General features: G+C 63.3%; 28 protein-coding genes. 18 read left to right on the top strand and 10 right to left on the bottom strand.

Annotation, left to right across the window (positions count from 1 at the left end; all coding sequences use genetic code 11):
• The first annotated feature begins 31 nt into the window (after nt 1-31).
• The 6 genes from rpmH (at nt 32) to prmC (ending at nt 3,491) form a co-directional block, all read left to right on the top strand.
• On the top strand, nt 32-178 hold the full coding sequence (rpmH, locus tag MI302_RS03420; RefSeq protein WP_015716485.1) for a 50S ribosomal protein L34: 147 nt from the start codon (nt 32-34) through the stop codon (nt 176-178).
• An 80-nt stretch (nt 179-258) separates the two neighbouring features.
• The gene (rnpA, locus tag MI302_RS03415; protein ID WP_239726212.1) at nt 259-516 is read left to right on the top strand and encodes a ribonuclease P protein component; all 258 of its coding nucleotides are present in this window, start codon (nt 259-261) and stop codon (nt 514-516) included.
• A gap of 5 nt (nt 517-521) precedes the next feature.
• Nucleotides 522-779, top strand: coding sequence for a membrane protein insertion efficiency factor YidD (gene yidD, locus MI302_RS03410; protein ID WP_239726211.1), 258 nt, complete (start codon nt 522-524; stop codon nt 777-779).
• Nucleotides 776-2,071: a YidC/Oxa1 family membrane protein insertase gene (locus MI302_RS03405; protein WP_239726210.1), complete on the top strand. Its 1,296-nt coding sequence runs from the start codon at nt 776-778 to the stop codon at nt 2,069-2,071. Before yidD ends, MI302_RS03405 begins: the two co-directional genes overlap by 4 nt.
• 9 nt (nt 2,072-2,080) lie before the next feature.
• Nucleotides 2,081-2,671, top strand: a complete 591-nt coding sequence (locus MI302_RS03400) for a R3H domain-containing nucleic acid-binding protein (RefSeq protein ID WP_015716481.1) — start codon at nt 2,081-2,083, stop codon at nt 2,669-2,671.
• The gene (gene prmC, locus MI302_RS03395; RefSeq protein ID WP_126165429.1) at nt 2,634-3,491 is read left to right on the top strand and encodes a peptide chain release factor N(5)-glutamine methyltransferase; all 858 of its coding nucleotides are present in this window, start codon (nt 2,634-2,636) and stop codon (nt 3,489-3,491) included. The genes MI302_RS03400 and prmC overlap by 38 nt, the downstream gene beginning before the upstream one ends.
• Here the strand turns inward: prmC and MI302_RS03390 are convergent.
• Both MI302_RS03390 and lptB read right to left on the bottom strand, forming a co-directional pair.
• Nucleotides 3,399-4,805 carry a DUF3084 domain-containing protein gene (locus MI302_RS03390; RefSeq protein WP_239726209.1) on the bottom strand — a complete coding sequence of 469 codons (1,407 nt, stop codon included), beginning with the start codon at nt 4,803-4,805 and terminating at the stop codon, nt 3,399-3,401. The genes prmC and MI302_RS03390 overlap by 93 nt on opposite strands.
• 3 nt (nt 4,806-4,808) lie before the next feature.
• The gene (gene lptB, locus MI302_RS03385; protein ID WP_239726208.1) at nt 4,809-5,537 is read right to left on the bottom strand and encodes an LPS export ABC transporter ATP-binding protein; all 729 of its coding nucleotides are present in this window, start codon (nt 5,535-5,537) and stop codon (nt 4,809-4,811) included.
• Nucleotides 5,538-5,591: 54 nt separating this feature from the next.
• On the opposite strand from lptB, the gene gltX reads away from it, so the two are divergent.
• From gltX to MI302_RS03360, 5 genes are read left to right on the top strand one after another with little or no spacing between them, the layout of a single operon-like run.
• Nucleotides 5,592-7,010 (top strand): glutamate--tRNA ligase, encoded by a 1,419-nt coding sequence (gltX, locus tag MI302_RS03380; RefSeq protein ID WP_239726207.1) that lies wholly within the window; start codon nt 5,592-5,594, stop codon nt 7,008-7,010.
• A 31-nt stretch (nt 7,011-7,041) separates the two neighbouring features.
• Nucleotides 7,042-7,482 carry a hypothetical protein gene (locus tag MI302_RS03375; protein WP_239726206.1) on the top strand — a complete coding sequence of 147 codons (441 nt, stop codon included), beginning with the start codon at nt 7,042-7,044 and terminating at the stop codon, nt 7,480-7,482.
• Between the two features lie 30 nt (nt 7,483-7,512).
• Nucleotides 7,513-8,427: a signal recognition particle-docking protein FtsY gene (gene ftsY, locus MI302_RS03370; protein ID WP_239726205.1), complete on the top strand. Its 915-nt coding sequence runs from the start codon at nt 7,513-7,515 to the stop codon at nt 8,425-8,427.
• 34 nt (nt 8,428-8,461) lie between these two features.
• Nucleotides 8,462-9,640, top strand: a complete 1,179-nt coding sequence (locus MI302_RS03365) for a Druantia anti-phage system protein DruA (protein WP_200855933.1) — start codon at nt 8,462-8,464, stop codon at nt 9,638-9,640.
• Between the two features lie 20 nt (nt 9,641-9,660).
• Entirely contained in the window at nt 9,661-10,227 is a 567-nt protein-coding gene (locus MI302_RS03360) for a hypothetical protein (RefSeq protein WP_239726204.1), read from the top strand.
• On the opposite strand, the gene MI302_RS03355 is transcribed toward MI302_RS03360, so the two are convergent.
• A complete protein-coding gene (locus MI302_RS03355; RefSeq protein ID WP_014514485.1) occupies nt 10,195-11,286 on the bottom strand; it encodes an IS4 family transposase in 1,092 nt (363 codons plus the stop codon). The genes MI302_RS03360 and MI302_RS03355 overlap by 33 nt on opposite strands.
• 234 nt (nt 11,287-11,520) lie before the next feature.
• Here MI302_RS03355 and MI302_RS03350 point away from each other — a divergent pair, with 234 nt between their 5' ends.
• Nucleotides 11,521-12,000, top strand: coding sequence for a DNA double-strand break repair nuclease NurA (locus tag MI302_RS03350; RefSeq protein ID WP_239726203.1), 480 nt, complete (start codon nt 11,521-11,523; stop codon nt 11,998-12,000).
• Nucleotides 12,001-12,004: 4 nt separating this feature from the next.
• A complete protein-coding gene (locus MI302_RS03345; RefSeq protein ID WP_239726202.1) occupies nt 12,005-12,955 on the top strand; it encodes a helicase HerA domain-containing protein in 951 nt (316 codons plus the stop codon).
• On the opposite strand, the gene MI302_RS03340 is transcribed toward MI302_RS03345, so the two are convergent.
• Complete coding sequence (locus tag MI302_RS03340) at nt 12,863-14,083, bottom strand: IS256-like element ISTth4 family transposase (RefSeq protein ID WP_054391492.1); 1,221 nt, start codon at nt 14,081-14,083, stop codon at nt 12,863-12,865. The genes MI302_RS03345 and MI302_RS03340 overlap by 93 nt on opposite strands.
• An 85-nt stretch (nt 14,084-14,168) precedes the next feature.
• Between MI302_RS03340 and MI302_RS03335 the strand changes: the two genes are divergently transcribed.
• Both MI302_RS03335 and MI302_RS03330 read left to right on the top strand, forming a co-directional pair.
• A complete protein-coding gene (locus MI302_RS03335; RefSeq protein ID WP_239726201.1) occupies nt 14,169-14,603 on the top strand; it encodes a hypothetical protein in 435 nt (144 codons plus the stop codon).
• Nucleotides 14,604-14,715: 112 nt separating this feature from the next.
• The gene (locus MI302_RS03330) at nt 14,716-15,135 is read left to right on the top strand and encodes a disulfide bond formation protein B (protein ID WP_015716474.1); all 420 of its coding nucleotides are present in this window, start codon (nt 14,716-14,718) and stop codon (nt 15,133-15,135) included.
• Here MI302_RS03330 and MI302_RS03325 read toward each other — a convergent pair.
• Nucleotides 15,123-15,848: a hypothetical protein gene (locus MI302_RS03325; protein WP_239726200.1), complete on the bottom strand. Its 726-nt coding sequence runs from the start codon at nt 15,846-15,848 to the stop codon at nt 15,123-15,125. The two genes, MI302_RS03330 and MI302_RS03325, sit on opposite strands and share 13 nt — an antisense overlap.
• Nucleotides 15,849-15,852: 4 nt before the next feature.
• Complete coding sequence (locus MI302_RS03320; protein ID WP_239726497.1) at nt 15,853-17,961, bottom strand: ATP-dependent helicase; 2,109 nt, start codon at nt 17,959-17,961, stop codon at nt 15,853-15,855.
• A gap of 67 nt (nt 17,962-18,028) precedes the next feature.
• On the opposite strand from MI302_RS03320, the gene MI302_RS03315 reads away from it, so the two are divergent.
• From MI302_RS03315 to MI302_RS03305, 3 genes are read left to right on the top strand one after another with little or no spacing between them, the layout of a single operon-like run.
• A complete protein-coding gene (locus MI302_RS03315; RefSeq protein WP_304653894.1) occupies nt 18,029-18,925 on the top strand; it encodes a phosphoglucomutase in 897 nt (298 codons plus the stop codon).
• Nucleotides 18,922-19,875, top strand: coding sequence for an MBL fold metallo-hydrolase (locus MI302_RS03310; protein WP_239726199.1), 954 nt, complete (start codon nt 18,922-18,924; stop codon nt 19,873-19,875). The genes MI302_RS03315 and MI302_RS03310 overlap by 4 nt, the downstream gene beginning before the upstream one ends.
• A gap of 57 nt (nt 19,876-19,932) precedes the next feature.
• Nucleotides 19,933-21,579, top strand: coding sequence for a long-chain fatty acid--CoA ligase (locus tag MI302_RS03305; protein WP_239726198.1), 1,647 nt, complete (start codon nt 19,933-19,935; stop codon nt 21,577-21,579).
• 26 nt (nt 21,580-21,605) lie between these two features.
• Here the strand turns inward: MI302_RS03305 and MI302_RS03300 are convergent, their stop codons facing one another.
• The 4 genes from MI302_RS03300 to MI302_RS03285 form a co-directional block, all read right to left on the bottom strand.
• Nucleotides 21,606-22,481, bottom strand: a complete 876-nt coding sequence (locus tag MI302_RS03300) for an HD domain-containing protein (RefSeq protein WP_126170426.1) — start codon at nt 22,479-22,481, stop codon at nt 21,606-21,608.
• Nucleotides 22,482-22,597: 116 nt separating this feature from the next.
• Nucleotides 22,598-23,419 carry an enoyl-CoA hydratase/isomerase family protein gene (locus tag MI302_RS03295; RefSeq protein ID WP_105316890.1) on the bottom strand — a complete coding sequence of 274 codons (822 nt, stop codon included), beginning with the start codon at nt 23,417-23,419 and terminating at the stop codon, nt 22,598-22,600.
• Between the two features lies 1 nt (nt 23,420).
• Nucleotides 23,421-24,128 (bottom strand): purine-nucleoside phosphorylase, encoded by a 708-nt coding sequence (locus MI302_RS03290; RefSeq protein ID WP_239726197.1) that lies wholly within the window; start codon nt 24,126-24,128, stop codon nt 23,421-23,423.
• Between the two features lie 11 nt (nt 24,129-24,139).
• Nucleotides 24,140-24,769, bottom strand: a complete 630-nt coding sequence (locus MI302_RS03285) for an ABC transporter ATP-binding protein (protein ID WP_019550250.1) — start codon at nt 24,767-24,769, stop codon at nt 24,140-24,142.
• Nucleotides 24,770-24,781 lie beyond the last annotated feature (12 nt).

Below are 24,781 nucleotides of genomic sequence, written 5' to 3'. Positions count from 1 at the left end.
TTGGGGGCCAAGGCCCCAGGGAGGGAAATGGATGAAAAGGACCTGGCAACCCAACCGGAGGAAGCGGGCCAAGACCCACGGCTTCCGGGCCCGCATGAGGACCCCAGGCGGCAGGAAGGTGTTGAAGCGGAGAAGGCAGAAGGGCCGCTGGCGCCTCACCCCCAGGGTGAACGCCTGAGCCAACCCCCCCCTGCAGCGGGGGGTAAACTCCTTTCCCTAAAGGGCGACCGGGCATTCCAAAGGCTCCGCCAAGGACGCATGGGGCGGGGCCGTTTTTTGAACGTGAAGTGGCTCCCCGCCCCCGAGCTCAGGGTGGGGATCGTGGTGTCCAAGAAGGTGGGCAAGGCGGTGGTGCGCAACCGCATCAAGCGCCGCCTAAGGGAGATCCTCCGCCGCCTCCACCTCCCCAAGGCCCACCTCCTGGTGATCGCAAGCCCCGAGGCCCGGGAGGCCACCTACGCCGAGCTCTTCCAGGACCTCATCCGCGCCCTCAAGAAGAGCGGGCTGATACAATAGGCGGCGTGCGTGGCTTACTGATCCTTCTGGTCAAGGCATACCGCAGGTTCATCTCCCCCCTAAAACCCAAGACCTGCCGCTTCCACCCCACCTGTTCCGCTTACGCCCTCGAGGCCCTGGAGCGCCACGGGGCCCTATGGGGTACCTACCTGGCGGCCAGGCGCATCCTGAAATGCCATCCCCTGCACCCCGGGGGACTGGACCCGGTGCCCCTGGTCTTCCCACCCAGGAGAACCGTTAAGACCCACAAGGAGGCACGATGAAAAGGCTTTTACCCCTCCTTTTCCTGCTGGGCTTTAGCGCCCTGGCCCTCGAGGCGGGCTTCAAGGACCAGGACGTAAACGGGGACGGGGTACCGGAGAAGATCGCCGTCACCAACCTCATGGACCTGGCCTTTGACCAGAAGGGCCAGGTGGTGGGCTGGTACGTGAAGACCTACAAGGGCACGGCCTTCAACGACTACACCCGCGCCCCCAACCTGAGCGGCAACGGCCCCGTGGTGGCCCCGGTGGGCTTCACCCCGGAGAAAGCGGAGTACCAGGTGGAGGATGGCCGCCTTCTGGCCCGTTTCCAGGGCCAAGAGGGCACCCTCACCTACCGCATCGAAAAGGGGCGGTACACCGTCCAGATCAGCGCCGACTTCCCCCTCACCCTGAGGCTTTCCGCCCAGGGAAGCCCCAAGGTGCTCCTACAAGGGCAAACGGAACCCACCCCGAGCGGGGAGGGCCAGCTGGTTTACCTGGCCTGGCAGACCAAGCCCAAGGCGGGCTATGCCCTGGTGGCCTTCGCCCAAAGGCCCTTTTCGGGGAAGCTGGTGGGCAAGGAGGCCACCCTTACCCTGACTCCCGGGGAGACCCTCAAGGTCTACGGGGGCCAGAACGAGCTGGTGCGCTTCCACGTGGAGGGCCTTCTCTTCCTTCCCGGCCTCTTTTCCCCCAACATCTGGGGGCAGCTTTCCCTGGGGCTTCTCTGGCTCATGGAGGTGGCCTTCCGCTACACGGGTAGCTGGGGCCTGGCCATCCTCTTCCTGACCCTGGTGGTGCGCCTCCTCCTTTGGCCCCTCATGCACCAGCAGTTCAAGAGCATGGCGGAGATACAACGCCTCCAGCCCCTGATCCAAAAGATCAACGAGAAGTACAAGGACGACCCCAACAAGCGGGCGGAGGCCACCATAAAGCTCTACCAGGAGCACAAGGTGAACCCCGCCGCAGGCTGCCTCCCCCTTTTCATCCAGATGCCCATCCTCTTCATCCTCTGGAAGGTGATCGCCAACTACGAGTTCGGCCAGGGCCTCCTCTGGATCCCCGACCTGGCCCTCCCCGACCCCTTCTACATCCTCCCCGCCCTCTACGTGGCCTCCACCTTCCTCTCCACCTGGCTTTCCGCCCACGGGAACAAGGACCTCATCCGGCAAAGCCTCTTCATGAACCTGATCTTCATCTTCCTGGTCCTGCAGTTCCCCGCAGGGGTGACCCTCTACTGGGTGCTCTCCAACCTCATCGGCCTGGTGCAGCAGTGGCTGATCAACAAAAGCCTCAAGCCCTTAGCGGCGTAAACTGAGGGCATGGACGAGAAGAAAAAGAGCATCGACGACCTCCTCTCCGACCTGGGGGTGCTGGAAGAGGCCCCGGTGGGGGTGGAGTTAAAAGAGGCGGGGAAAGCCAGCCCCACGCAAAAAGGGCCCAAAGAGGTGCTGGAGAGCTTCCTGGTGGGCCTTTTGCTGCGCCTGGACCCCGCCCACTACGTGGAGATCCGCCAGGAGGGGAACCTCCTCAAGGCGGAGGTCAAGGGTGGGGACCTGGGGCGCTTTATCGGCAAGGAGGGGCGCACCTTAAAGGCCGTGGAGTACCTGGCCGGGGTGGTGCTGGCCAAGCACTTCGGCAGCGCCTACCGGGTGATCCTGGATGCCGCCGGTTACCGCAAGCGGCAGGAGGACAAGATCCGCAAGATCGCCGAGGATGCCGCCCTCACCGTGGCCATGACCCAGGAGCCCCTGCACCTTCCCCCCATGCGCCCCTCGGAAAGGCGGATCGTGCACATGCTCCTAAAAAACCACCCCCAGGTGACCACGGAAAGCCAGGGGGAAGGAGAGGAGCGGCACGTGGTGGTCTACCCCCGTGGTCAGGCTCCTTCGGGAACTGGAGAGGAGGCTTAAGGCTAAAGGGCTCCCGGAAAAGGAGGCCTGGGACCTCCTGGCCTTGGCCTCGGGCCTTTCCCGTAAGGACCTCCTCCTTGGCCTATCCCGGACCCCGCCCCCAGGGACCGAAGCCAGGGCCCTGGCCCTCCTGGAAAAGCGCCTTGGGGGTTATCCCCTACAGTACCTGCTGGGGGAGGTGGAGTTCTTCGGCCTCCCCCTAAAGGTGCAAGAGGGCATCCTCATCCCCAGGCCCGAGACGGAGGGCCTGGTGGAGCTCGCCCTAGGGCTTCCCCTGCCCGAAGCTCCCCGTATTCTGGACGTGGGCACGGGCACGGGAGCCATCGCCCTGGCCCTAAAAACACATCTCCCGGAAGCCCAGGTGTGGGCCACGGATACCGACCCCAAGGCCGTGGCCTTGGCCCGGGAGAACGCCCGCAGGCTGGGGCTAGAGGTAACCTTTCTTCAGGCTCCCCTCACCGGCGGGGTGAAGGATCTGGACCTGGTCGTTTCCAACCCCCCCTACCTCCCCGAGGCCTACCGGTCCCAGGCTCCGAAGGAGCTGGCCTTTGAAAACCCCCAGGCCCTCTATGCGGGAAGGGAAGGGTTGGATGTGGCCCGCCCCCTAGTCCAGGAGGCCGGGAGGGCCCTCAAGCCCGGTAGGTTCCTCCTCCTGGAGCTGGCGCCGGAAAACGTGGGGCTTCTGGCCCAGGAACTAAAGGCCATGGGCTGGGAAGGAGTAGAGGTGCTAAGGGATTTGACGGGTCGGGACCGGTACCTCCGGGCCCGGAGGCCCTCCCAGGAGCTGGAAAGAGAGAAGGGGCCTTTCCGTGGTCCATAGGTCCTTGGACGCCACCACCCCCACCCGCACCACTCCCCGTTTCCCTTGAAGAAGGGCGAGGCCGCGGGCCAGCTCCTCGGGAGAGGGAAAGGTGGCGTACTCCGGGGCATACCCTGCCTGCAGAAGCCGTTGCCGCACGGCCTCCCCCAGGCCCTCGAGGGCCTCCTGGTTGCGGGCCTGGGTGGAAAGGCGGAAGGTGCGGGCGGCCAGAACCTCCCCGGCGGCGAAGACCTTGCGCTCGGGATAAAGGCGCACGCGCACCAAAAGCCTCCCCTCTTGGTACCCCGCCCCCTCCAGCACCGCAAGCCCCGGGCCTTGGGGAGCGTCCAAAAGCTCCACTCCCCGGAAACCCTGCAAAAGGGCCCGGCGCTCGGCCACCCGCGCCAGGGTTTCCCGCCCCTCCTCCGCCAAAAGGCGCACCTCCCCCAGGTAGAGGCCCTGGCTGAGCCGGACCAGGCTTTGGGCCAGCTGGCCCCGCTCCCCCTGAAGCACCTCCGCCTGCACCAGGAGATTCCTCACCCTTTCCTCCGTCTTTAGAAGCTCCTCCCGGGCCCTGGCGAGGCTGGCCTTCAAGGCCTCCACCTCCTGGGCAAGGACCTGGCGCTCCCGCCGGGTTTCCTCCAGGCGGGAAAGGGCCCTAAGCACATCCTCCTGCAGGCGCTTTCTTTCCTCGGCAAACCGGGCCCTTTCCGCCTCCGCCCGCTTTACCGCCTCCTGGAGGGTGGCAAGGCGCTTCTCCAGGGCCTTAAGCTCCTCGCTCTTCTCCGCCAGTTCCGCCGTCTTCCAGGCCAGCTCCTGGTTCCTTTCCACAAGAAGCCGGGCCAAAACCTGCCGCTCCGCCTCGAGGGTAGCCCGCTCCCTTCCCAGGGCCTGCACCTGGGAGGCCAGGGCCTTGGCCTCTTCCTCCAGGCGTTTCCTCACCTGGTTGGCCTGCTCCAGGGCCCGGGAAAGATCTTTTCGCTCCTCCCGCAGGACATTGAGCTCCGCCAGGGTCCTGCTGGCCTCGGCCTCCATGGCCGCCTTGGCCTCCAGGAGAACCTGCCTCTCCCTTCTAAGCTGGTCCCGCTCAGCCCGGATGGCCTGGGCCTCGAGGATCACCTCCCTGGCCTCCCGGAACACCAGGAGGAACCCCAGGTAGCTGAGAAGGGCGATCCCCACCCCGGCGAGGACCGCCACCAGGGTGGCCGTCTGCCTGGGCCTGAGGCCAAAAAGGCGGTAGTGCCGCTTCCCCGCCCACTTGGCCACCCTATCCCCCAGATAGGCCACCAAGGCGGCCAGGAGGAGGATCAGGATGAGGAGGGCCCAGAAGGTCATGGTTTAAAGCTCGTAGTCCTCTCCCAGGTAGTGCCGCCTTACCCCCTGGTCCCGGGCAAAGGTGTCGGGATCCCCGTGGAAGAGGATCTGGCCGTCATACATCACGTAGACCCGGTCGGTGATGGCCAGGGTTTCCCGCACCGCATGGTCGGTGATGAAAACCCCCACCCCCCGCCTCTCCCGGAGCTCGGCGATGACCTTTTGGATCTCCTTCACGTTCTTGGGGTCCACCCCGGTGAAGGGCTCGTCCAGAAGGATGAAATCGGGGTCGGTGCAAAGGGCCCGGGCCATCTCCAGCCGCCTCCTTTCCCCCCCGGAGAGGGCATAGGCCATCCGGTCCTTGAGGTGGTAGATGGCCAGTTCCTCCAAAAGGGCCTTGGCCTTCTCCAGGCGCTCCTCCCGGGAAAGGGGCTGGAACTCCAAGACGGCCAGGAGGTTTTCCAGCACCGTCATCCGGCGGAAGGCGGAAGGCTCCTGGGGCAGGTAACCCAAACCCAGCCGGGCCCGGCGGTACATGGGAAGCTGGCTTATTTCCCGTCCCTTAAGGAAGATCCGCCCACCCGTGGGACGGATGAAGCCCACCATCATGTAGAAGGTGGTGGTCTTCCCCGCCCCGTTGGGGCCGAAGAGGGCCACGATCTCCCCGCGCTTGAGGCTCAGGTCCACCCCCCGCACCACCTCCCTGGGGCCGTAGCGTTTGCGCAAACCCTGGGCCAGAAGCTCCCCGTCCATTACCCTAAAGCCTAAGCCCCAACCTTTAGTCCCGGGTGAGATAATGGGCGAGGTATGGTGGTGACCCGCATCGCCCCAAGCCCCACGGGGGACCCCCACGTGGGAACAGCGTATATCGCCCTTTTCAACTACGTCTGGGCCAGGAAAAACGGGGGGCGCTTCCTGGTGCGCATAGAGGACACCGACCGCACCCGCTATGTGCCGGGGGCGGAGGAGCGCATCCTGGCCGCTTTGAAGTGGCTCGGCATCTCCTACGACGAGGGGCCGGATATCGGCGGGCCCCACGCCCCCTACCGGCAGTCGGAACGGCTACCCCTCTACCAAAAGCACGCCGAGGAACTCCTCAGGCGGGGGTGGGCCTACCGGGCTTTTGAAACCCCGGAGGAGCTGGAACGGATCCGGAAGGAAAAGGGAGGGTACGACGGCCGCGCCCGCAACATCCCCCCCGAGGAAGCCGAGGAAAGGGCAAAAAGGGGCGAGCCCCACGTGATCCGCCTGAAGGTGCCGAGGCCCGGCACCACCGAGGTGAAGGACGAGCTTCGGGGGCTGGTGGTCTACGACAACCAGGAGATCCCCGACGTGGTCCTCCTCAAGTCCGACGGCTACCCCACCTACCACCTGGCCAACGTGGTGGACGACCACCTCATGGGGGTGACGGACGTGATCCGGGCCGAGGAGTGGCTGGTTTCCACCCCCATCCACGTTCTCCTCTACCGGGCCTTCGGCTGGGAGGTGCCCAAGTTCTACCACATGCCCCTCCTTAGAAACCCCGACAAGACCAAGATCAGCAAGCGGAAGAGCCACACCTCCTTGGAGTGGTACCGGGCTGAAGGCTTTTTGCCCGAGGCCTTACGGAACTACCTGGCCCTCATGGGCTTCTCCATGCCCGACGGGCGGGAGATCTTCACCCTGGAGGAGCTCATCGAGGCCTTCACCTGGGAGCGGGTCTCCCTAGGGGGGCCGGTCTTTGACCTGGAGAAGCTCCGCTGGCTGAACGGCAAGTACATCCGCGAGGTCCTCCCCCTGGAGGAGGTGGCGGAAAGGGTGAAGCCCTTTTTGCAGGCGGCCGGGCTTTCCTGGCCCAGCGAGGCCTACCTGAGGCGGGCGGTGGAGCTCATGCGCCCCCGGTTTGACACCCTCAAGGAGCTTCCGGAAAAGGCCCCTTACCTGTTCAGCGAGGACTACCCTTTCACGGAAAAAGCCCTGGAGAAGATGAGGGAAGGCCTTCCTGTGCTTCGCGAGGTGGAGCCCCTCCTCCGGGCCCAGGAGGACTGGAGCGAGGCTGCCTTGGACGCCCTTCTCCGGAGCTTCGCCCAGGACCGGGGCCTGAAGCTCTCCCAGGTGGCCCAGCCCCTAAGGGCCGCCCTCACGGGGAGCCTGGAAACCCCAGGGCTTTTCGAGATCATGGCCCTCCTCGGCAAGGAGCGGGTCCTCGCCCGGCTGGCCCGGGCCCTGGCAGGAGGAACTTCGTGAAACACCCCACAAGCCAGGGTATACTGGAGCCATGAGGCGGGTTCTCCTTGCTCTCCTTCTCGTTTTGGGAGTGGCCAGCGCCCAGAGCGCCACTCAGATGCGATTTGGCTATGGGGAAAGCCTTGGGCTCACCTTCGGGGCGGGGCTGGAAAACCGCCTGCGGCAGAACCTCTCGGGTCGGCTTGCCGCCATGCTGGCCCCGGCAACCCCGGGTGTGGCCCTCGAGGCGGCCCTCCTTTTCAAGCCCGACCTGGGCCAGTACGACCCCAGCCTGGCAGGGCTTCTTCCCTACTTTGGCGGCGGGCTTAGCGCTGTGGTGGGAAGCAGCCTCACCGCGGGGGTGAGCTTCACGGGAGGGATGGAGGGCCTTATAGATCCCTACACGGGCCTCTTCCTCGAGGCTACCTACGTGTACGGCTTCGCCCAGTTCCCCAAGACCTGGCACCTCGCCTTTGGGGTGAACTTCCGCTAAACGTCCATCCGGGAAAAGAATAGGAAACGCATGGGCTTTTTTGACCGACTGAAAGCCGGCCTAGCCAAGACCCGGGAAACCCTTCTCAGGGCCATCCCCTGGGGTGGGGATCCTGAGGAGGTCCTAGAGGAACTGGAAATGGCCCTCCTTGCCGCCGATGTGGGCCTTCCGGCCACCGAGGAGCTCATCGCCGAGGTAAGGGCCTCGGGGCGGAAGGACCTGAAGGAGGCGGTCAAGGAAAAGCTCGTCCAGATGCTAGAACCGGACGAGCGCCGGGCTACTTTAAGAAAACTGGGCTTCCGTCCGCAAACCCCCAAGCCCGTAGAGCTTAAGGGGCACGTGGTCCTCATGGTGGGGGTGAACGGGGTGGGCAAGACCACCACCATCGCCAAGCTGGGCCGCTACTACCAAAACCTGGGCAGGAAGGTCATGTTCTGCGCCGGGGACACCTTCCGGGCCGCGGGCGGGGCTCAGCTGGCCGAGTGGGGCAAGCGGCTTGGCATCCCCGTCATCCAGGGGCCGGAAGGAGCCGACCCCGCCGCCTTAGCCTTTGATGCCGCCAGCGCCCGCAGGGCCCGGGGCTACGACCTCCTCTTGGTGGACACCGCGGGCCGCCTGCACACCAAGCACAACCTCATGGAGGAACTCAAGAAGGTGAAGCGGGCCATCGCCAAAGCGGACCCCGAGGAGCCTAAGGAGGTCTGGCTGGTGCTGGATGCCGTCACCGGGCAAAACGGCCTCGAGCAGGCCAAACGCTTCCACGAGGCGGTGGGGCTCACCGGGGTCATCGTCACCAAACTGGACGGCACCGCCAAGGGCGGGGTCCTCATCCCCATCGTGCGCACCCTTAAGGTGCCCATCCGGTTCATCGGCGTGGGGGAAGGCCCCGACGACCTCCAACCCTTCGACGCCGAGGCCTTTGTGGAGGCGTTATTGGAGGGGTAAACCTCTCTGCCAGGGTGATAGCATTAACCTAACCATGCTACGAACCGTTGTTGAAGACGTCAATAACAGCGAGATTCAAGACGTAGAAAAGTTAAGAAGTTCTGTCCTCGAACACATGCAGTTACTGAAGTTGGTTTTGGAAGAAAGAGCCAACCCGGATTACGCTTCGAGGGAAAAGGACTTTTTGCGAACAGTTCACCGTTTCGCAGTAGAAAAGGAACTTAGTAAGCAACGCAAATGGCTTGAGGGGGTTCTGCCAAAGTATCTTTCCTCCTTCGCAAGCGGCGACGAAGTCGATCCCGCACGAGTAGATCCCGTGCTCCTTGAAGTGAAAACAGAAGAAGATCGAATCCTCTTCCGCATAGCTAAACTACTCTGGTCAATTCCCGTTTCCAAGGGATTTGGCCGCCGGATGCAATTTTTGGTAAAGGACCGCGCAAACGGCAAACTGATAGGCATCCTCTCGTTCCAATCCCCTCCCCTCACCTTCCCAGCAAGAGACCGTCTATTTTCCTACCCCCCAGGACGCAAGGTTGAACTGGTAAATCAAACGATGGATGTCCATATTCTGGGCGCAGTGCCTCCTTATAGCTTCCTATTGGGGGGAAAACTAGTTGCCCTGGCTGCCGCCTCAAACGAGGTTCGAATGGCCTATACGCGCAAATACACTGGTCGCTTAACACAGATGGATGGGAAACTCTTGCCCCCCCATTTAGTGGCCTTAACCACCACAAGCGCATTTGGGCGCAGCAGCCTATATAATCGCTTGCGCTACCGCAAACTGCTGATTGCTGAGCCCATCGGTTATACCGAGGGTTACGGCACCTTTCACCTAGAGCTTTTTTACCCCATTTTTCGCAGCATCTTGGAAGGACAGGGTATATCCACAAGGGGTGGCTTTGGGACTGGACCGCGGAGGAAATGGCAAACAATGGTCCGTGCCCTTGAAAGATTAGGCTTGCCAAAGGATTTCCTCCGTCATGGCGTTAAAAGAGAAGTGTATTTGTTCCGACTTATTGACAACCTAGACGCATATATGGAAGGCCGCGATTTGGAACCGGTGTACCGGGACCTACCATTTTCTGAACTTGCCAAATGGTGGCGGGAGCGTTGGCTAATACCAAGGGCAAAGCGCACTGATTCTTGGAAATGTTGGACTAACACTAAAATAGCCGATACTCTCTTGCAAGCTTTCACAACCCAAAATTTGTGATATAATGTTATAAGAGCGCTATGGGAGAAACACCCAACTCCCCCTTTGGAGAGTTGCCCGTTGCCTTAGTTAATGACGTCCTCAAACGCACAGAGGATCTAAGCCAGAAGCTGCTTGCCAACTTTCAAGAAGCGCACACTCGCCGCCCGGCATGGCGGGAAAACCTGGAACAGGCCGGTTTGCTCAGCCGGGACGCCACGCTTCCATACCCGCCCATCCCGACGAGTTGTGGTGTAGATGGTTCTTACGCTGTGGAGCGACTGTTAGCCAACGATTTGGTCGCCGCAGCAGCTGTCGCAGTGGAGGGCTTAACGCCCCCCACAGAAACGCGCCATTGGCCAGAACCTCGGCACGATGTTTGGGTCGAAACCGAACCCCACGAAGCTGAAACCGGCACCATTTTACGCGCTTTGATGATCGGTATGGAGTTAATTCTGGCCTCGCAAGCGCCCCACGAGGTTGTCTTGTTGGACGGTTCTCTTACCACCCCTCTGATTTACTTTAACCAGGCGCTGAACAAGAGCTCCGCTGTTCCGCAATTGAAAACCACGACCCTATGTACACGTCAAAACCTCCATAGGGCATAACCCCAAGGGACTTCCGCGCCTTCCTCCCCCTGCACCCCAGAGGGCAAGCGCCCAAAGGGTGAGCAGGTCCAGCCCCGCCCGGAAGAGGCTCTGTCCCAGCCTCCCGTGCTTCTTGGGCCTCACCGGACGCACCCGGTGCAGCACAAGCCCCGTCCGAAACGCCCACACGAAGGCCAGGCTCAAGGGGACCAAAAGCCGCGAAAGCCTCTCCCCCCGCGTCACGTGCGTGGCCTCCAGGTCAAATCCCCGCCCCTTCAGGGCCCCAAAGAGCCGCTCTATCCCCCACCTGAGCCCGTACACCTCCAGCACCCGGTGAGGGTCCAGGTCCGTAGCCACAATCAGCCACTCCCGGACCCCAAGGCGCAACCCCACCACCCACATGCGCCGCCCGTAGACCCAGTACCGCCGCCTGGGCACCCGGCTCTCTCCCACCTTCAGGGAGGCAAAGAGCTCCCAGGCCCGAGGGCCCGAGCCCAACCGCCACATCCGGGTGTTGGCCTTGATTCGGATGCACCGGGGGATGCCCTTCTCCTCCAGGTACCGGAACCACGCCTCCCCTATGAACTCCCGATCCGCCAGGAACCCCTCCACCCGGAGGTGGGGGAAGTGGGCCCTCAGGAAAGCCAAGGCCCTCTCCATCAGGGCGATGCGTTCGGGGGTGGAGGAGTTGCCGTCGTGGGGAAGGAAGCTCCAGAACAGGGGGACGGCCAGGCCTTGGTACAGGAAGGCCAGCATCAGGAGGTTGACCTTGCTCTTCCCCAGCTCCCACTCGGTCCGGTCCATGACCAGGAGGAGCCCTTGGGGTCGGAGGAGGGCGAAGATGAAGCGGGCATAGCCCTCCCCGTCCAGCCCCGGCCAGGCCAAGAACCGCTGGAACCTTCGGTAGGCGGAGCGGGGGTCAGGGCTGGCTATGGAGCCGAGGGAAAGAGCGAGTCTGGGGCCGCTTGTGGTGCGGGCGGTGACCAGAGCCATCACCAGGGCGGCCAGGAAGGTGAGGCGCCTGAGGTCGGCCTTCCAGTATCGCTTCAAGGCGTTGATGAGTGGGGTAAGCTGTTCCATGGGGACCACCTCCTATGGGTACCTGCCCATCCACGTGGGCGCAGGTCCATCCTAAAGGGGTGGTCCCACGTTTTGACGTGTACTGAGACCACGACCTATTTTCTTGAGAAAATACTCGATTATTTACAAGCGTACCTAACAATACTGGCTGCTACTCGAAACGATCGCTGTTGGCTGGCAATTCCTAAGTACACAACGAGGCGTGAAATCGGCCAACAGATGGGATGGCCTGAAATGTACGATGACCGTGCTCTCCTGACCTTTCTGTTGGAGCCGGGTGAATACACCCGGCCCATGGCCTTGCAGCAGCCAGCTGAACCCTGGCACTTGAATCTGGAACCATTGAAGGCTGCTGGGAAGGAAAAAGCTGATCGAATGGTCAAGCAAATCATTTCGCTATTAGGCGAAATTCGGGTTGTTTATTACCGGCCCTTTTCGTGGCTTCCAGCCCTTCGGATAGAAATGAGCCGGGCAGTAGCCGAAAACCCAGCACGCTTAGCCACGGCCCTGCATGGCATTCGCCATCAGTGCGGCGCGCCCGCAGTAATGGAGCCCTATCCGCTCTATATGGCGGATCGAATGGTTAAGCACTTATCTAGGGCTATTCCTACCTTTCGACAGGTAACCAGTCAGCAGATTGCCGAGACCTACCATGGAAACATAGACGAGATTTTTCTAGGCCTCCATGGCTATCGCACAGAATCGGGAGCGTAAGCCTATGTCGACGAAGCTCGATCAATTAATAGACAAAACCGAGCGGATAGGTGTAATCGGATCTCCATCCTCCACCAGCGAAATAGCGCTGGATATTTTGGCCAGTGCTGTCAACAAAAAACTTGTGGGCGAGCTTGCTCTGTTCCGGTATAACCAGGATGGCCTTTCCCATTATGCACTGGGACAGATCACCGAGGTGCAATTACGCAACGTCTGGCATGAAGACCCCACAATGCGGAGCCTGATCCGTCAGCGCGGGCGGGTGGATGCCGTCAGCGAGCGCCAGGATACCCATCTGGGAGAGATGACCATCAGCGCCGTCTTCTCCGCCAGTTCTAATGGCTATCGCCCTAGCATCCTAGGCACTGTCCCAGCCACAGGTACGCCCATTCATCTTGTCGATGACGTCGTCCTGTCCGAGCTCCTCTCTCCCTACCGTGATCAGTTGTTCTACTTGGGGCGTGTCTATGGCTCAACGCCCCTTCTGCCCCTTTGGTTCAAGCATTTCGACACTGGCCCTCAGGGCGCCGGTGAGGCTTATCACCTGGGCATCTTCGGCAAAACGGGTTCCGGGAAATCTGTTCTGGCCAAGATGATCCTGCTGGCCTATGCCCGTTACCCTAACATGGCTATCTTAGTTATCGATCCTCAGGGGGAGTTTGCCAAGGGGGCCAGGGGAGAAGTGGTACCCGGCGAATTTCACTTGCCGATAAAGCATGTTGTCAATAAGTTAGGCAAACCTATCCAAACGTATGGTGTAAAGGATTTGGTATTAGACCGCTGGGGCTTGTTTGAACAGGTACTGTTGGAATCCGGATTCTTCCAGAGAGTTGGTGTTAAAGCAACTGACAATCAGGTCGTGTCAAGAGTTATGTGTAAGAGTCTGTGTACGGGGGGCATACCGCTCCTGAAGCATCTTCTCCAGCACCTCCTTCACCTCCGAGAACCCCTTTAGTTTCCGTTCTGCCCACCTCCCTTCCTGCCTCTCCGACTCCAGGTAAAGAAGCTTGTACACCGCCTCTTCCTTAGGAAACTTGTGGTCCCGCACCTTCGTCCCCCGCCGTAGCTCCCGGATAAACCGCTCCATCAGGTTGGTGCTCCGCAGGTACGGCCAAAGCACCTTGGGGTACCCGTAGAACCGCAGGAAGGCCCCCGAATCCTGTACCCAAAGCCCCACCACCCCCGGGTACCGCGAACCCCAGGCGGCCTTCACCTCCTCCAAGGCCCCAAGAGCTTCTTCCCGGCTCTCCGCCCCGTACACCCGCCTCAGGTCCTCCGCCAGCAGGGCCCGGTCCCGGGAGCGCACCTGGGACAGGCTCCACCGCACCCCGTGCACCACGCACCGCTGCCACTCCGCCTGAGGGTAGACCCTGCGGATCGCCTCGGGAAGCCCGGGCAGCCCGTCGGTGATGAAGAGCAATACCCGCCGCAGGCCCCGCTGCCAAAGCTCCCCCAGGACCCCCTCCCATCCCAGGGCGCTCTCCGTGGGCAACAGCCAAAACCCCAGGACCCGCCTCTCCCCATTAGGGGCGATGCCCAGGGCCACATACACGCTTTCCCGTACGATCCCTTCTCCTTCCCTGAAGACCTTTAGGGAAAGCCCGTCCAGGTAGACGAAGGCCATCTCCTCGGGCAAAGGCCGGGTGCGGAAGGCTCCTGCCGCCTCCAGGACCTCGTCCGTCAGGGCGCTCAGGGTCTCGTGGGAGTAGCGGTGGCCTAAGAGCAGGCTCAGTATCTCGGCCGCCTTGCGCTGACTGACCCCGGCGGCGTAAAGGGCTACCGCCACTTCCCCCACGTCCACCAGGCGGCGGACGTAGGGCTTAAGGAAAGCCGGGTAATACCGAGATTCCCGATCCCTAGGGACCTTCAGGTCCACCTGGCCGAAGGTGGTCTCCAGCTTGCGGGGGTAGTAGCCGTTCCTGCGGCCTCCGTGCACCTGCAAGAAGGCCGTCCGGTCCAGCTCCAGAACCGTCTGCAGAACCTCGGCTACTGTCTCCCGCACCGCTTCCCTCAGCAAGATCCGCAAGGTATCCTGGTCCACGGGGCACCTCCTCGTGCTAAGGTGTGCCCCCCTATTAAACACGGACCCTTACACATAAATCCTTACACGACCCATTCGCACAGCAGCAGAATATTCCTACAAACAGAACCGCAGCCTCAACACGCTCGTGCTAATTGATGAAGCACACCGTCTTGCGCCTCGCGAGGAGCCTGAGAGCGAGGAGAAGAAGGCGATTCGGAGCATTCTGATTGATGCGGCGCGAACTACGCGCAAATATGGGGTTGGTTGGCTGTTCATTAGCCAAACCTTATCCAGCCTGCATCGGGAGATATTGGAGCAGTTGCGCATTTTCTTCTTTGGCTTTGGTCTAGGAATGGGCGCTGAGTTCAAGGCGTTAAGCGAGCTGGTAGGCGGTCGCAGTAAAGCGCTTGACCTCTACCAATTGTTCCGCGATCCTCACTCATCTTTTGACATTGCGAGCAGGGAGTATTCCTTCATGACTATCGGCCCAGTTTCTCCTTTGTCCTTCGCGGGAACACCTTTATTCTTCAACGCCTTTAGCACACCAGAAGAGTTCCTTCAAGTCAACAAGCTAGGTTGACATATGCCAACCAGGCACATTGCCATCCTCTCGTCACACAGTCCAAAGTTCAAAACTGGCTACAGTGGCTTAGCCGAATCCCAAACCCCGCCGTAGGGGGTATGCTCTCCCCATGAACCGCGCTCCGCTTGCACCCCTCGTTCTCGCCTTCGCCTGGGTGGTGGCCCTGGTGGCCACCTTAGGAAGCCTCTACTACTCCGAGGTGCGGCTTTTTTTGCCCTGCGAACTCTGCTGGTACCAAAGGATCTTCATGTACCCGCAGGCGGTCCTCTTGGGCCTGGCCCTTTGGCGACAGGACCTTTCCATCTGGCCCTACGCCCTCACCCTTTCCCTCATCGGAGGAAGCATCAGCACCCTGCACCTTTTGGAGCAGCGCTTCCCCGACCTCTTCACCCTGGCCTGCAAACCCCCGGTGCCCTGCTCCGTGGAGTACATCCCCCAGTTCCCCATCCCCTTGCAGGCCCTGATCGCCTTCCTCCTCATCGCCCTCAGCATGGGGCTTTTGGCCCGAGAGGCCCGTCAAAGGGGGTAGCCGAGGCCCTCGAGGACCGCCCTTACCCTAAAGCCCAGAAGGTCCTCCGGGGGGTGAACTATCTGCACCCTCTCCCAGACCCCCCGGTCCAGGGGGGAAAAAGCCACCAGGGCGTGGAAGGGGTGGAGTACGTCCAGGCTAAGCCGCCCACCCGCGTAGAGGATCAGGTCCGTCTTGAGGGACAGGGCCCTGGCCTCCTCCGGCCTCAAGGCCACGTGCCCCCGGGCCCGCTCCGGCAGGCGGGCCAAAAAGCTATCCCCTTCGGCGAAGCTTGAGGCCACCACGGAAACCTGGGCCAAAGGCCTCAGGAAAGGAGCCAAAGAAGGCCTCAAAGGCCCAAGCCATAGCCCCCTGGCCCCGGGGAAGTGGGTGGAAAGGAACCGCTCCAGGGCCACCCCTTCCGTGTACTGCCCCATCAGCCCCCCCACCCGGGGGACCACCAGGTCCAAAAGCCCTGCCTCCAGGGCCTCCGCCTCCAGGGAAAGGCTTGGGGCCAGGTCCTTGGGAGGCGGCAGGGCCTCCGCCAGCACCGCCCCGGCCAGGCCCAAAGGGGCCAGGCAGGGGAAGAGGGCAAAGGGATCCTGGGCCTCCACGGGATAAGGGAAAAGGGGAAGCCTGGCCGTGGCCACCTCGGCCACCAGGCGGTCAAACAGGGGAGAAGGCACCCGGTGGAGAAAGGCCAGGGGGCGGACTTTCTGATACTCCGGGCGCATGGCCTCACCCCACAGGCCTTAGGTCGGCGTACTTGAGGGAAAGCCGCTTCAAGCCCACCCCCTCGAAGTGCACCGTCACCTCGTCCCCCATGGCCGCCACCACCGTACCTTGGCCAAAGCGGGGGTGGACCACCCGTTCCCCACCCTTGAAGGCCCCGGGCTTGGGCCGGTGGGCTGGAGGAGCCTTGGTGGGCGTCCGGTAGGGATCGTACTCCTGGTAGAGCCCCTCTTCCACCTCCTCCAGGAAACGGCTTGGCCGGGTGGCTTCGGTGCGCCCGTAAACCTCCCTTTCCTCCGCATAGGAGAGGTAAAGCCTTTCCTGGGCCCGGGTCACCCCCACGTAGAAGAGGCGGCGCTCCTCCTCGAGGCCCTCCAGGGTACTTAAGGAGGAGCGGTGGGGCAAAAGCCCTTCCTCCACCCCCACCACGAAGACCACGGGAAACTCCAGCCCCTTGGCGTTGTGCAGGGTCATGAGGGCCACCTTGCCCGCAGGATCCGCGGGTTCCTCCGCCCGGGCGGTGAGGGCCACCTTGTCCAGAAACTCCATAAGACCCTCCGCCTCCTTGGCCGCCCGGAGAAGTTCCTCCACGTTCTCCAGGCGGTCCTCGTAATCCTCAAGGTAAGCCTCCCGCAGGTAAGCGGGGTAGTCCGTGGCCTCGAGGAGGTGGCGGAAAAATCCCTCCGCCGGTCCAAAGGCCAGTTCCTGTAGCTCCTCCATCAGGGCCAGGAAGTGGCGCAAGGGAGCAGGGCGGGGCAGAACCTCTGCCGCCACCCTGAGGGCCTCGAAGAGGGGAAGCCCCTTCTCCCTGGCGAGGGCCTCCACCTTCTCCACCGTAGCGGGGCCGATGCCCCGGGGAGGGGTGTTCAGCACCCGCTTCAGGCTCACCCCATCCAGGGGGTTCAGGCTCAGGCGGGCGTAGGCCAGAAGGTCCTTCACCTCCGCCCGTTCAAAGAACCCCACCCCCCCCACCACCCGGGCTGGAACCCCCCGGGAGGCCAGGGCCTGCTCCAGGAGGCGGCTTTGGGCGTTGGTGCGGTAGAGGACCGCCACCCGGTCGAAGGGAGGCCCCAGCCGCAGGATCTCTTCGGCCACGAAGCGGGCCTCGTCCCGGGCATCCCGGGCCCGGTAGAGGCGCACAGGCTCCCCCCCGGGCTTCACGGGCCTCAAGGTCTTCTCCAGGCGCAGGGCATTGTTGACGATGAGGGCGTTGGCGAAACGCAGGATGGCCTCGGTGGAGCGGTAGTTCTCCTCGAGGCGGTACACTTTGGCCCCAGGGAAGTCCCGGGTAAAGTCCAGGATGTTCTTGATGTCCGCGGCGCGGAAGGAGTAGATGCCCTGGTCCGGGTCCCCCACGGCCATGAGGTTGGCCTCCTCCCCCGCCAACAGCTTGGTGAAGCGGTACTGCACGGGGTTGGTGTCCTGGTACTCGTCCACGTGGATGAAGCGGGCCCGCCTCCTGACCCGCTTCAAGACCTCAGGGTCCTCCTCCAGGAGGCGGAGGGCATAGAGGAGGATGTCCCCGAAGTCCAGGGCCCCCTGGGCCTTGAGGGCCTCCTCGTAGCGCTTCAGCACGTCCAGAAGCCTCCCCCGGCTGAGCCCGGCGTAGTAGTCGGGAAGCTCCGAAAGCAGGGACTCGGGGGCCTCCCCCCGGTTCTTGGCGCGGTCCAGAAGGGCCTTGAGGGGCCCGGGCCTGGCGGCAAGGCCGAGCTCCTTCAACACCTCCTTGATGAGGGCAGTCTGGTCGTCCTCGTCGTAGACCACGAACCCCGGCTTCAACCCCACCCTTTCCCCATAGACCCTCAGGATCCGCAAGGCGGCGGAGTGGAAAGTGGAAACCCAAAGCTCCCCCGCACCCTTCACCATGCGCTTAAGGCGCTCCCGCATCTCGAGGGCGGCCTTGTTGGTGAAGGTGACCGCCAGGATCTCCGAGGGGAAGACGCCCCTCTTGGCGATGAGGTAGGCCACCCGGTGGACCACGGTGCGGGTCTTGCCGCTTCCCGCCCCCGCCACCACCAGGGCCGGTCCCTCAAAGTGCAAGACCGCCTGGCGCTGGGCTTCGTTCAGGGAGCGAAGGAGCTCGTCTCCAGGATGGCTGCTTTGGGGCCCCTGCATCCCCGAGGAACCACGCTGACCCTCTAGCTCCACGGGGGAGAGTGTACCACGGGGTAGACTTTAAGGCATGGAGCTCTATTCCACCCAAGACGGCTTCCTAGGAGAGATCGCCAAGGGGTTCACCTTCGCCCACCAGGCCCGGGTGGCAGCGGGGTTTGGAGCCAGGCTCGAGGCGGAAGGGATCCGCCGGGTGGTGGTGGCCCACGACACCCGCTTCCTGGCCAAGGAAATGGCGGAGGAAGCGGCGGGGATCCTGGGGGGAATGGGCCTGGAAACCTTCCTCCTGAAAGGCCCTTCCCCTTTGCCCCTTTTCGGCTTTGCCCTAAAGGAACTGGAAGCAGCCGGGTTTTACCTCACCGCCAGCCGCAAGCCCGCCCGCTTCCAGGGGGTGAAGCTCCGCCTGGGCCCCGGGAAACCCCTTTCCCCGGAAGGGATGGCCCTTCCCCAGGAGGCCCCGCAGAAGCGGGGAAGCTTCCAGGTCCTGGACCGGAAGAAGGCCTACCTGGAGCACCTGGCCCAAAACGCCGGCCAGGGAGCCCAGGGAAAAAAGGGGGTGGTTTACCTGGACACCCTGGGAGGAGCAGGGGGAGGGGTGCTGCCCGGGGTCTTCAAGCTCCTGGGCCTCGAGGCGGAACTTAGGGAACTCCACCCCCTTCCCCACCCCCTCTTCTACGGGGTGGACCCCGACCCCAAGCCGGAAAACCTCCCCACCCTCCTTGTCCTCATGAAGGCGGTGGAACCCCCGGCGGTGGGCTTTGCCCTGGATGGGGATGCGGACCGCCTGAGCGTGGTCCTTCCCGGGGGGGAGGTTATGCCTCCAGACCGGGTCCTAAAGGCCCTCGAGGAGGCCCTTAAGGGGAAGGAGGTCCAGGGGGATGGCCAAGGAAGATACCTTTTCCCCTGGTACCTTCCCGAGCCGGACCCCTTCCTGGCGGCCCTGCTCCTTATGGGGAAGCTCCTATGAAGGAGGTCCTCCCAGGGCTCTACCAGATCCCCGTGCCCATCCCCTACCCCTTGAAGACGGTAAACCTCTACCTTTTTAGGGGCAACGGGGAGGTGGCCCTCCTGGACACCGCCCTGGGCACCAAGACGGCCCGGGGCACCCTGGAGCTCAGCCTGGCGGAGCTCGGCCTTTGCTTTACCGACATCAAGACCATCCTCCTCACCCACCACCACCCGGACCACTACGGCCTGGCGGGCTTTTTTGAAGGGCTTGGGGCCCGGGTATGGCTGCACGAGGAGGAGGTAGGGCGGGGCCACCTCTTCTGGCTTCAACCCGAAGCCTTTGAGGAGGCCAGCTGGCGGCTTTTCCTGGACCACGGCACCCCGGAGGAAGCCCTTATGGGCATCCGGGAAACCATGGCCAAAACCCGGGAGCGGGTCCATCCTCCCCAAAACCCCACGCCCCTGAAGGACGGGGAGGTGCTGGAGGTAGCCGGCAAAAAGCTCAGGGTCATCTGGACTCCAGGCCACGCCGATGGGCACGCGGCCTTCTATCTGGAGGAGGAAGGAATCCTCCTGGTAGGGGACGCCCTCTTGGAACGGGTCTCCCCCAACGTGGGCCTTTGGGCCTACACCCGGGAGAACCCCCTAAAGGACTTTCTGGCGTCCTTAGAGCGCCTTATGGAGCTTCCAGCCAAGGTGGCGTATGCGGGGCATTTCGGCCCCATCCTCGAGGTGAAGAAGCGGGCCCAAGAGCTCATCGCCCACCACCAGGAGCGCCTGGAGGCCCTGCTCGGCTTTCTTCAAGCCCCCATGACCGCCTGGGAGCTTTCCCTAAGGCTTTTCCCCCAGGAGCTGGACGCTCCCGGCAGGCGCTTCGCCTTTGCGGAAACCCTGGCCCACCTGGAGTACCTGCGCCTCGAGGGGCACGTAAAGCGGGAAGGCCCCCCCTACCGGTACTTCCGGGCTTAAAGCCCTTGCCCTAAGCCGCAGGTGGAGGTAAACTTTGACCCAGTTCAAGGAGGTGCCATGCATCCCTGGTACACTCACTACGATCCCGGGGTCCCCAAGGAGGCCCCCAGGCCCTGGCTGCTCACCGACCTTCTAAGGGAAAACGCCCGCCGCTATCCCCACAAGGAGGCCCTGGAATTCCTGGGGCGAAGTCTTAGCTACCGAAACCTGTGGCAGCAGGTGGAGGCCTTCGCCAAAGGCCTTCAGGAGGCCGGCCTGAAACCCGGGGACCGGGTGGCCATCATGCTCCCTAACTCCCCCCAGTTCGTCATCGCCTTCTACGGCACCCTTCTGGCGGGGGGCGTGGCGGTGAACACCAACCCCATGTACACCCCCCGGGAACTCGGGCACCAGCTCAGGGACTCGGGGGCCAGGGTCCTGGTCATCCTGGACCTTCTTCTTCCCCGCTACCAGGAGGTGAAGGCAGAGGCCCCGGTGGAGGTCCTGGTGCGCACAGGCATTCAGGACTACCTGCCCTTCCCCAAGAATCTCCTCTACCCCTTGATGCTCAAGCGGAAAGGCCAAGCCCCGAGGAGCCTCGAGGGCACCCCCTGGCGTGCCTTCCTCAAGCCGGGTAATCCCCAGCCCGTCCCTTTAGACCTGGACGACCTCGCCCTTTTGCAGTACACGGGAGGGACCACGGGTGTGGCCAAGGGGGCCATGCTCACCCACCGGAATCTCTCCAGCAACGCCCTCCAGGTCCGCTCCTGGATCCCCGATTTCCAGGAGGGAGAGGAGGTGGTGCTGGGGGCCATCCCCTTCTTCCACGTCTACGGCATGACCGTGGCCATGAACCTGGCCCTCTTGGGAGCGGCCAAGCTGGTTCTTCTGCCCCGGCCGGAGATCAAGCCCATCGTGGAGGCCATAGAGAAGCACCGGGTGACCCTTTTCCCCGGGGTGCCCACCCTCTACGTGGCCTTCAACAACTTCCCGGGAATCGAGAAACGGAACCTAAGGAGCATACGGGCCTGCATCTCGGGCTCCGCTCCCTTGCCCCTGGAGGTGGCCGATCGCTTTGAACAGCTCACGGGGGCCAAGCTGGTGGAGGGCTACGGCCTCACCGAGGCAAGCCCCGTGACCCACTGCAACCCCCTCCATGGCGTCCGCAAGCTGGGGAGCGTGGGTCTACCCTTCCCCGGGGTAGAGGCCAAGGTGGTGGACGAGGAGGGTCAGGAAGTCCCCACGGGAGAGGTGGGCGAACTCGTCGTCAAAGGCCCCAACATCATGAAGGGCTACTGGAACCGCCCCGAGGAAACCCAAAAGGCCCTCCAGGACGGCTGGCTCTTCACCGGGGATATGGCCCGAATGGACCAGGATGGCTACTTCTACATCGTGGACCGCAAAAAGGACATGATCATCGCCGGCGGCTACAACATCTACCCCCGCGAGGTGGAAGAGGTCCTCTACCAGCACGAAGCCGTCCAGGAAGCCGCCGTGGTGGGCGTACCCGACCCCTACCGCGGGGAAACCGTGGCCGCCTTCATCGTCCTCAAGGAGGAGTACAAGGGGAAGGTCACAGAAAAGGACCTCGAGGCCTTCTGCCGGCAAAACCTCGCCGCCTACAAGGTTCCCCGCATCATCGAGTTCCGGGACAGCCTGCCCAAAACCAGCGTGGGGAAAATCCTCAAGCGCGAGCTGACCAAGGAGATGGCGGCCAAACGCTAGCCCCAGGGCTGACCGGGTCGGAAGCCTCAGTCCAGCACGAAGCGGTCCTCGCTCTCGTGAAGGCGCACCCGGTGGACGATGCGCTGGTCCTGGCCCCCGTTCCCCTCGGTCATGGCCACCACGCTCACGTAGGGCCTTAAGGGGCTACGGAGCACCTTCTTGGTGAGGGTTTCCTCCACCTGGAAGATGCCAGCGGAGTTGTTCATGGTCACCTGGATCTCCACGGGCACCTTCTCCCCTTTGAGGATACGCACCTCGTCCACCGCCAGGGCGCTGATGGAGTGGATATCGATGCTCCCGAGGGCGAAGGCCTTCCGCCCCCGGCCCTTGGTGATGTCGGTGCCGTCGGCCACGGCGGTGACCCCTGCCTCAATGGTTAAGGGCTCAGGGGAGAGGTCATGGCTATAGATGCCGTGAAGGATGAGGGCCCTCAGGGCCGTGCGTTGCTCGGGGTCGGGGTAGATCTTCTCCAGGATCCGGTTCAGGATGGGCAGGGACAGGGTGACACCAAAGGCCTCGTGATGGTCCCGGTGCACCTGGTTGCCCAGGTCGTGGAGCATGGTGGCAAGGAGGACCACCACGTAGGCATCCTCCAGCTCCCCGGCCCCCGACTCCACCGTGTCCAAGCGCACCCCAGCCTCGGCCAGCAACGAAAGGATGGCCACGCTGGCCGCCCCCGTGAGGAGGGCGTGAACCCGGCCGTGGTCGTTGTAGCCCAGCTTGCGCATGGTGATGTAGTTGGCCATGTTCCACCCGGCCCTGGCCTCGGGGTCTTGGATGAGGAGCTCGTAGGCCTTAAGGGCCTTGGGAAAGGCCTTTAAGCGCTCGCGGATGGACTGGTCGGCCTCGGCGTAAAGCTTGGCCTTGGGGCTGGCTACGTGGACGATGCGCTCTCCCGTCATGGGCAACTCCACATTACACCACACTGCGAATGGCCATACCTACCCAACACCTTCATGCGCCCAAAAGAAGCCAGAGGGTGAAGCCAAAGCCCCTCCCCAAGGGAAAGGGCTTACCCTTACTCTCCCTTGAAGTTAGGTGCCCGCTTTTCCAGGAAGGCCCGCACCCCCTCCTTCATGTCCTCCGTGGCGGAGGCATAGCCGAAAAGGTCGGCCTCGATCTCCAGGGCCTCCGCCAGGTCCAGCCCCTCGCCCCGCACCACGCTTTCCTTGGCCAGGGCCAGGGCGATGGGCGCATTTTTCATGATCTTCTGGGCCAGCTTCTTGGCCTCCTCCAGGGCATCCTCCCCCACCCGGTTCACCAGACCCAGGCTTAAGGCCTCTTCGGCGGACACATGCCGCCCGGTGAAGATGAGGTCCAAGGCCCGGCCCCGCCCGATGAGGCGGGGAAGCCTTTGGGTGCCGCCAAAGCCCGGGATCAAGCCCAGCCCCACCTCGGGCAGGCCCAGCTTGGCCTCCTTGGAGGCCACCCTTAGATCGCAGGCCAGGGCCAGCTCCAGCCCTCCCCCCAGGGCATACCCGTTGATGGCGGCGATGGTGGGAAGGGGCAAGGCGGCGATCTCGGCGAAGACCTGCTGCCCCAAAAGGGCGTACTCCCGGGCCATGAAGGGATCCTTCAGGGCGGCGATCTCCTTGAGGTCCGCCCCAGCGGCGAAGGCCTTGCCCTCCCCGGTGAAGATGGCCACCCGGACCTCGGGATCCTGATGGATGACCTCGGCCACCTCGGCCAGCTCCCTGAGGAGGTCCTGGGAAAGGGCGTTTAAGGCCTCAGGACGCCTTAAGGTAACCAGGGCGATGCCCTCCTCCACCTCGTAGGAGAGGTGCTCAAACTCGGGGATCTCCAGGATGAACTCGTGCTCGTGTTCGTGCTCGTGGGCCATGCTACACCTCCAAAAGGGCCTCGAGGGCCACCTCCACCATACGCCTTACGCCTTCTTGCAAGACCTCAGGGGGAGCCAGCTCCGGGTCACCGATGCGGTTGGAAACCGTGAGGATGGCCCCCGCCCGCACCTTCCGCATCTTACCCAGGAGGAAGAGGGCGCTGGCCTCCATCTCAAAGGCCAGCAGGCCAAACTGGGCCCAGGCCTTCGCTCCCTCGGGGGTGGTGGCGTAGAAGGCATCCTCGGTGGCCACCAGGCCCACATGGTGGGGGTAGCCTCTTTGCTCCGCCTGCTTCCAGAGGGCACGGAAGAGCTCGGCGTCGGGCACGGGAGCATAGGGACGGCCTTCCAGATACTGCCGGGTGGCCCCGTCCAGGGGCACCGCCCCCTGGGCGATCACCAGGTCCCCGGGGGAGAGGCCCTCGTCCACCGCCCCACAGGTGCCCACCCGGAGAAGCACCCTGGCCCCCAAGCTCACCAGCTCCTCCGCCACGATGCTGGCCGAAGGGGCCCCCATGCCCGTGGTCTGCACGGAAACCGGCACCCCCCGGTACCGGCCGGTGAAGCCCAGAAGGCCCCGGTGGGAAGTGTAAAGCCGGGGTTCCTCTAGAAAGGTTTGGGCAATCCACTCCGCCCGGCCCGGATCCCCGGGCAGGAGCACCCTTTCTGCCACATCTCCCCTGTTTCCCCGCACGTGGATGGGGCTCATACCGCCCCATTTTAAAGCCGTAAGGTGGGAAGCCCTTCCACCAAGGCCTCGTCGTGAGTGGAGAAAAGAAGGGCCGCCCCCACCTCCCTGGCCAACTCCCGCATGAGCCTGAGCACCTCCTTGGCCTGGGTGCGGTCCAGGCTAGCCGTGGGCTCATCGGCCAAAAGAAGCCTGGGGCGAAGGTACAGGGCCCGGGCCACCGCCACCCGCTGCCGCTCCCCACCCGAAAGCCTCTGGGGCAGGAAGTCCGCCCTTTCCCCAAGGCCCAGCCGGGCAAGGAGCCCAAGGGCAAGGGCCCGGTCCACCCGGCCTGCCAGGTAGCCGGGGGCCAGGACGTTTTCCAAGGCGGTGAGTTCGGGGAAAAGAAAGTGGTGCTGGAACACAAGACCCATAAAGCGAAGCCGCCTCCTGGCCAAAACCCCCTCGGGCAGGCCCCGGATGGGGGTTCCCTCCCAGTACACCTCGCCCTCCTGCAAGGAAAGAAGGCCCGCCAGGAGGTGGAGGAGGGTGGTCTTACCGCTTCCCGAGGGCCCCAGGATGGTCAGGGCCTCCCCGGGGCAGAGCCTTAAGGAAACCCCCCGGAAAAGATAGCCGTTCCCGTAGGAGAATCCCAGGTCTATGGCCTCCAAGACCGGGTTCACCCTCTCATCCTC

The sequence above is a fragment of the Thermus sp. NEB1569 genome, from assembly GCF_022385295.1.
In the GTDB taxonomy this organism is placed as follows: Bacteria; Deinococcota; Deinococci; order Deinococcales; family Thermaceae; genus Thermus; species Thermus scotoductus.
This window is presented reverse-complemented; position numbering and strand designations above follow the sequence as displayed.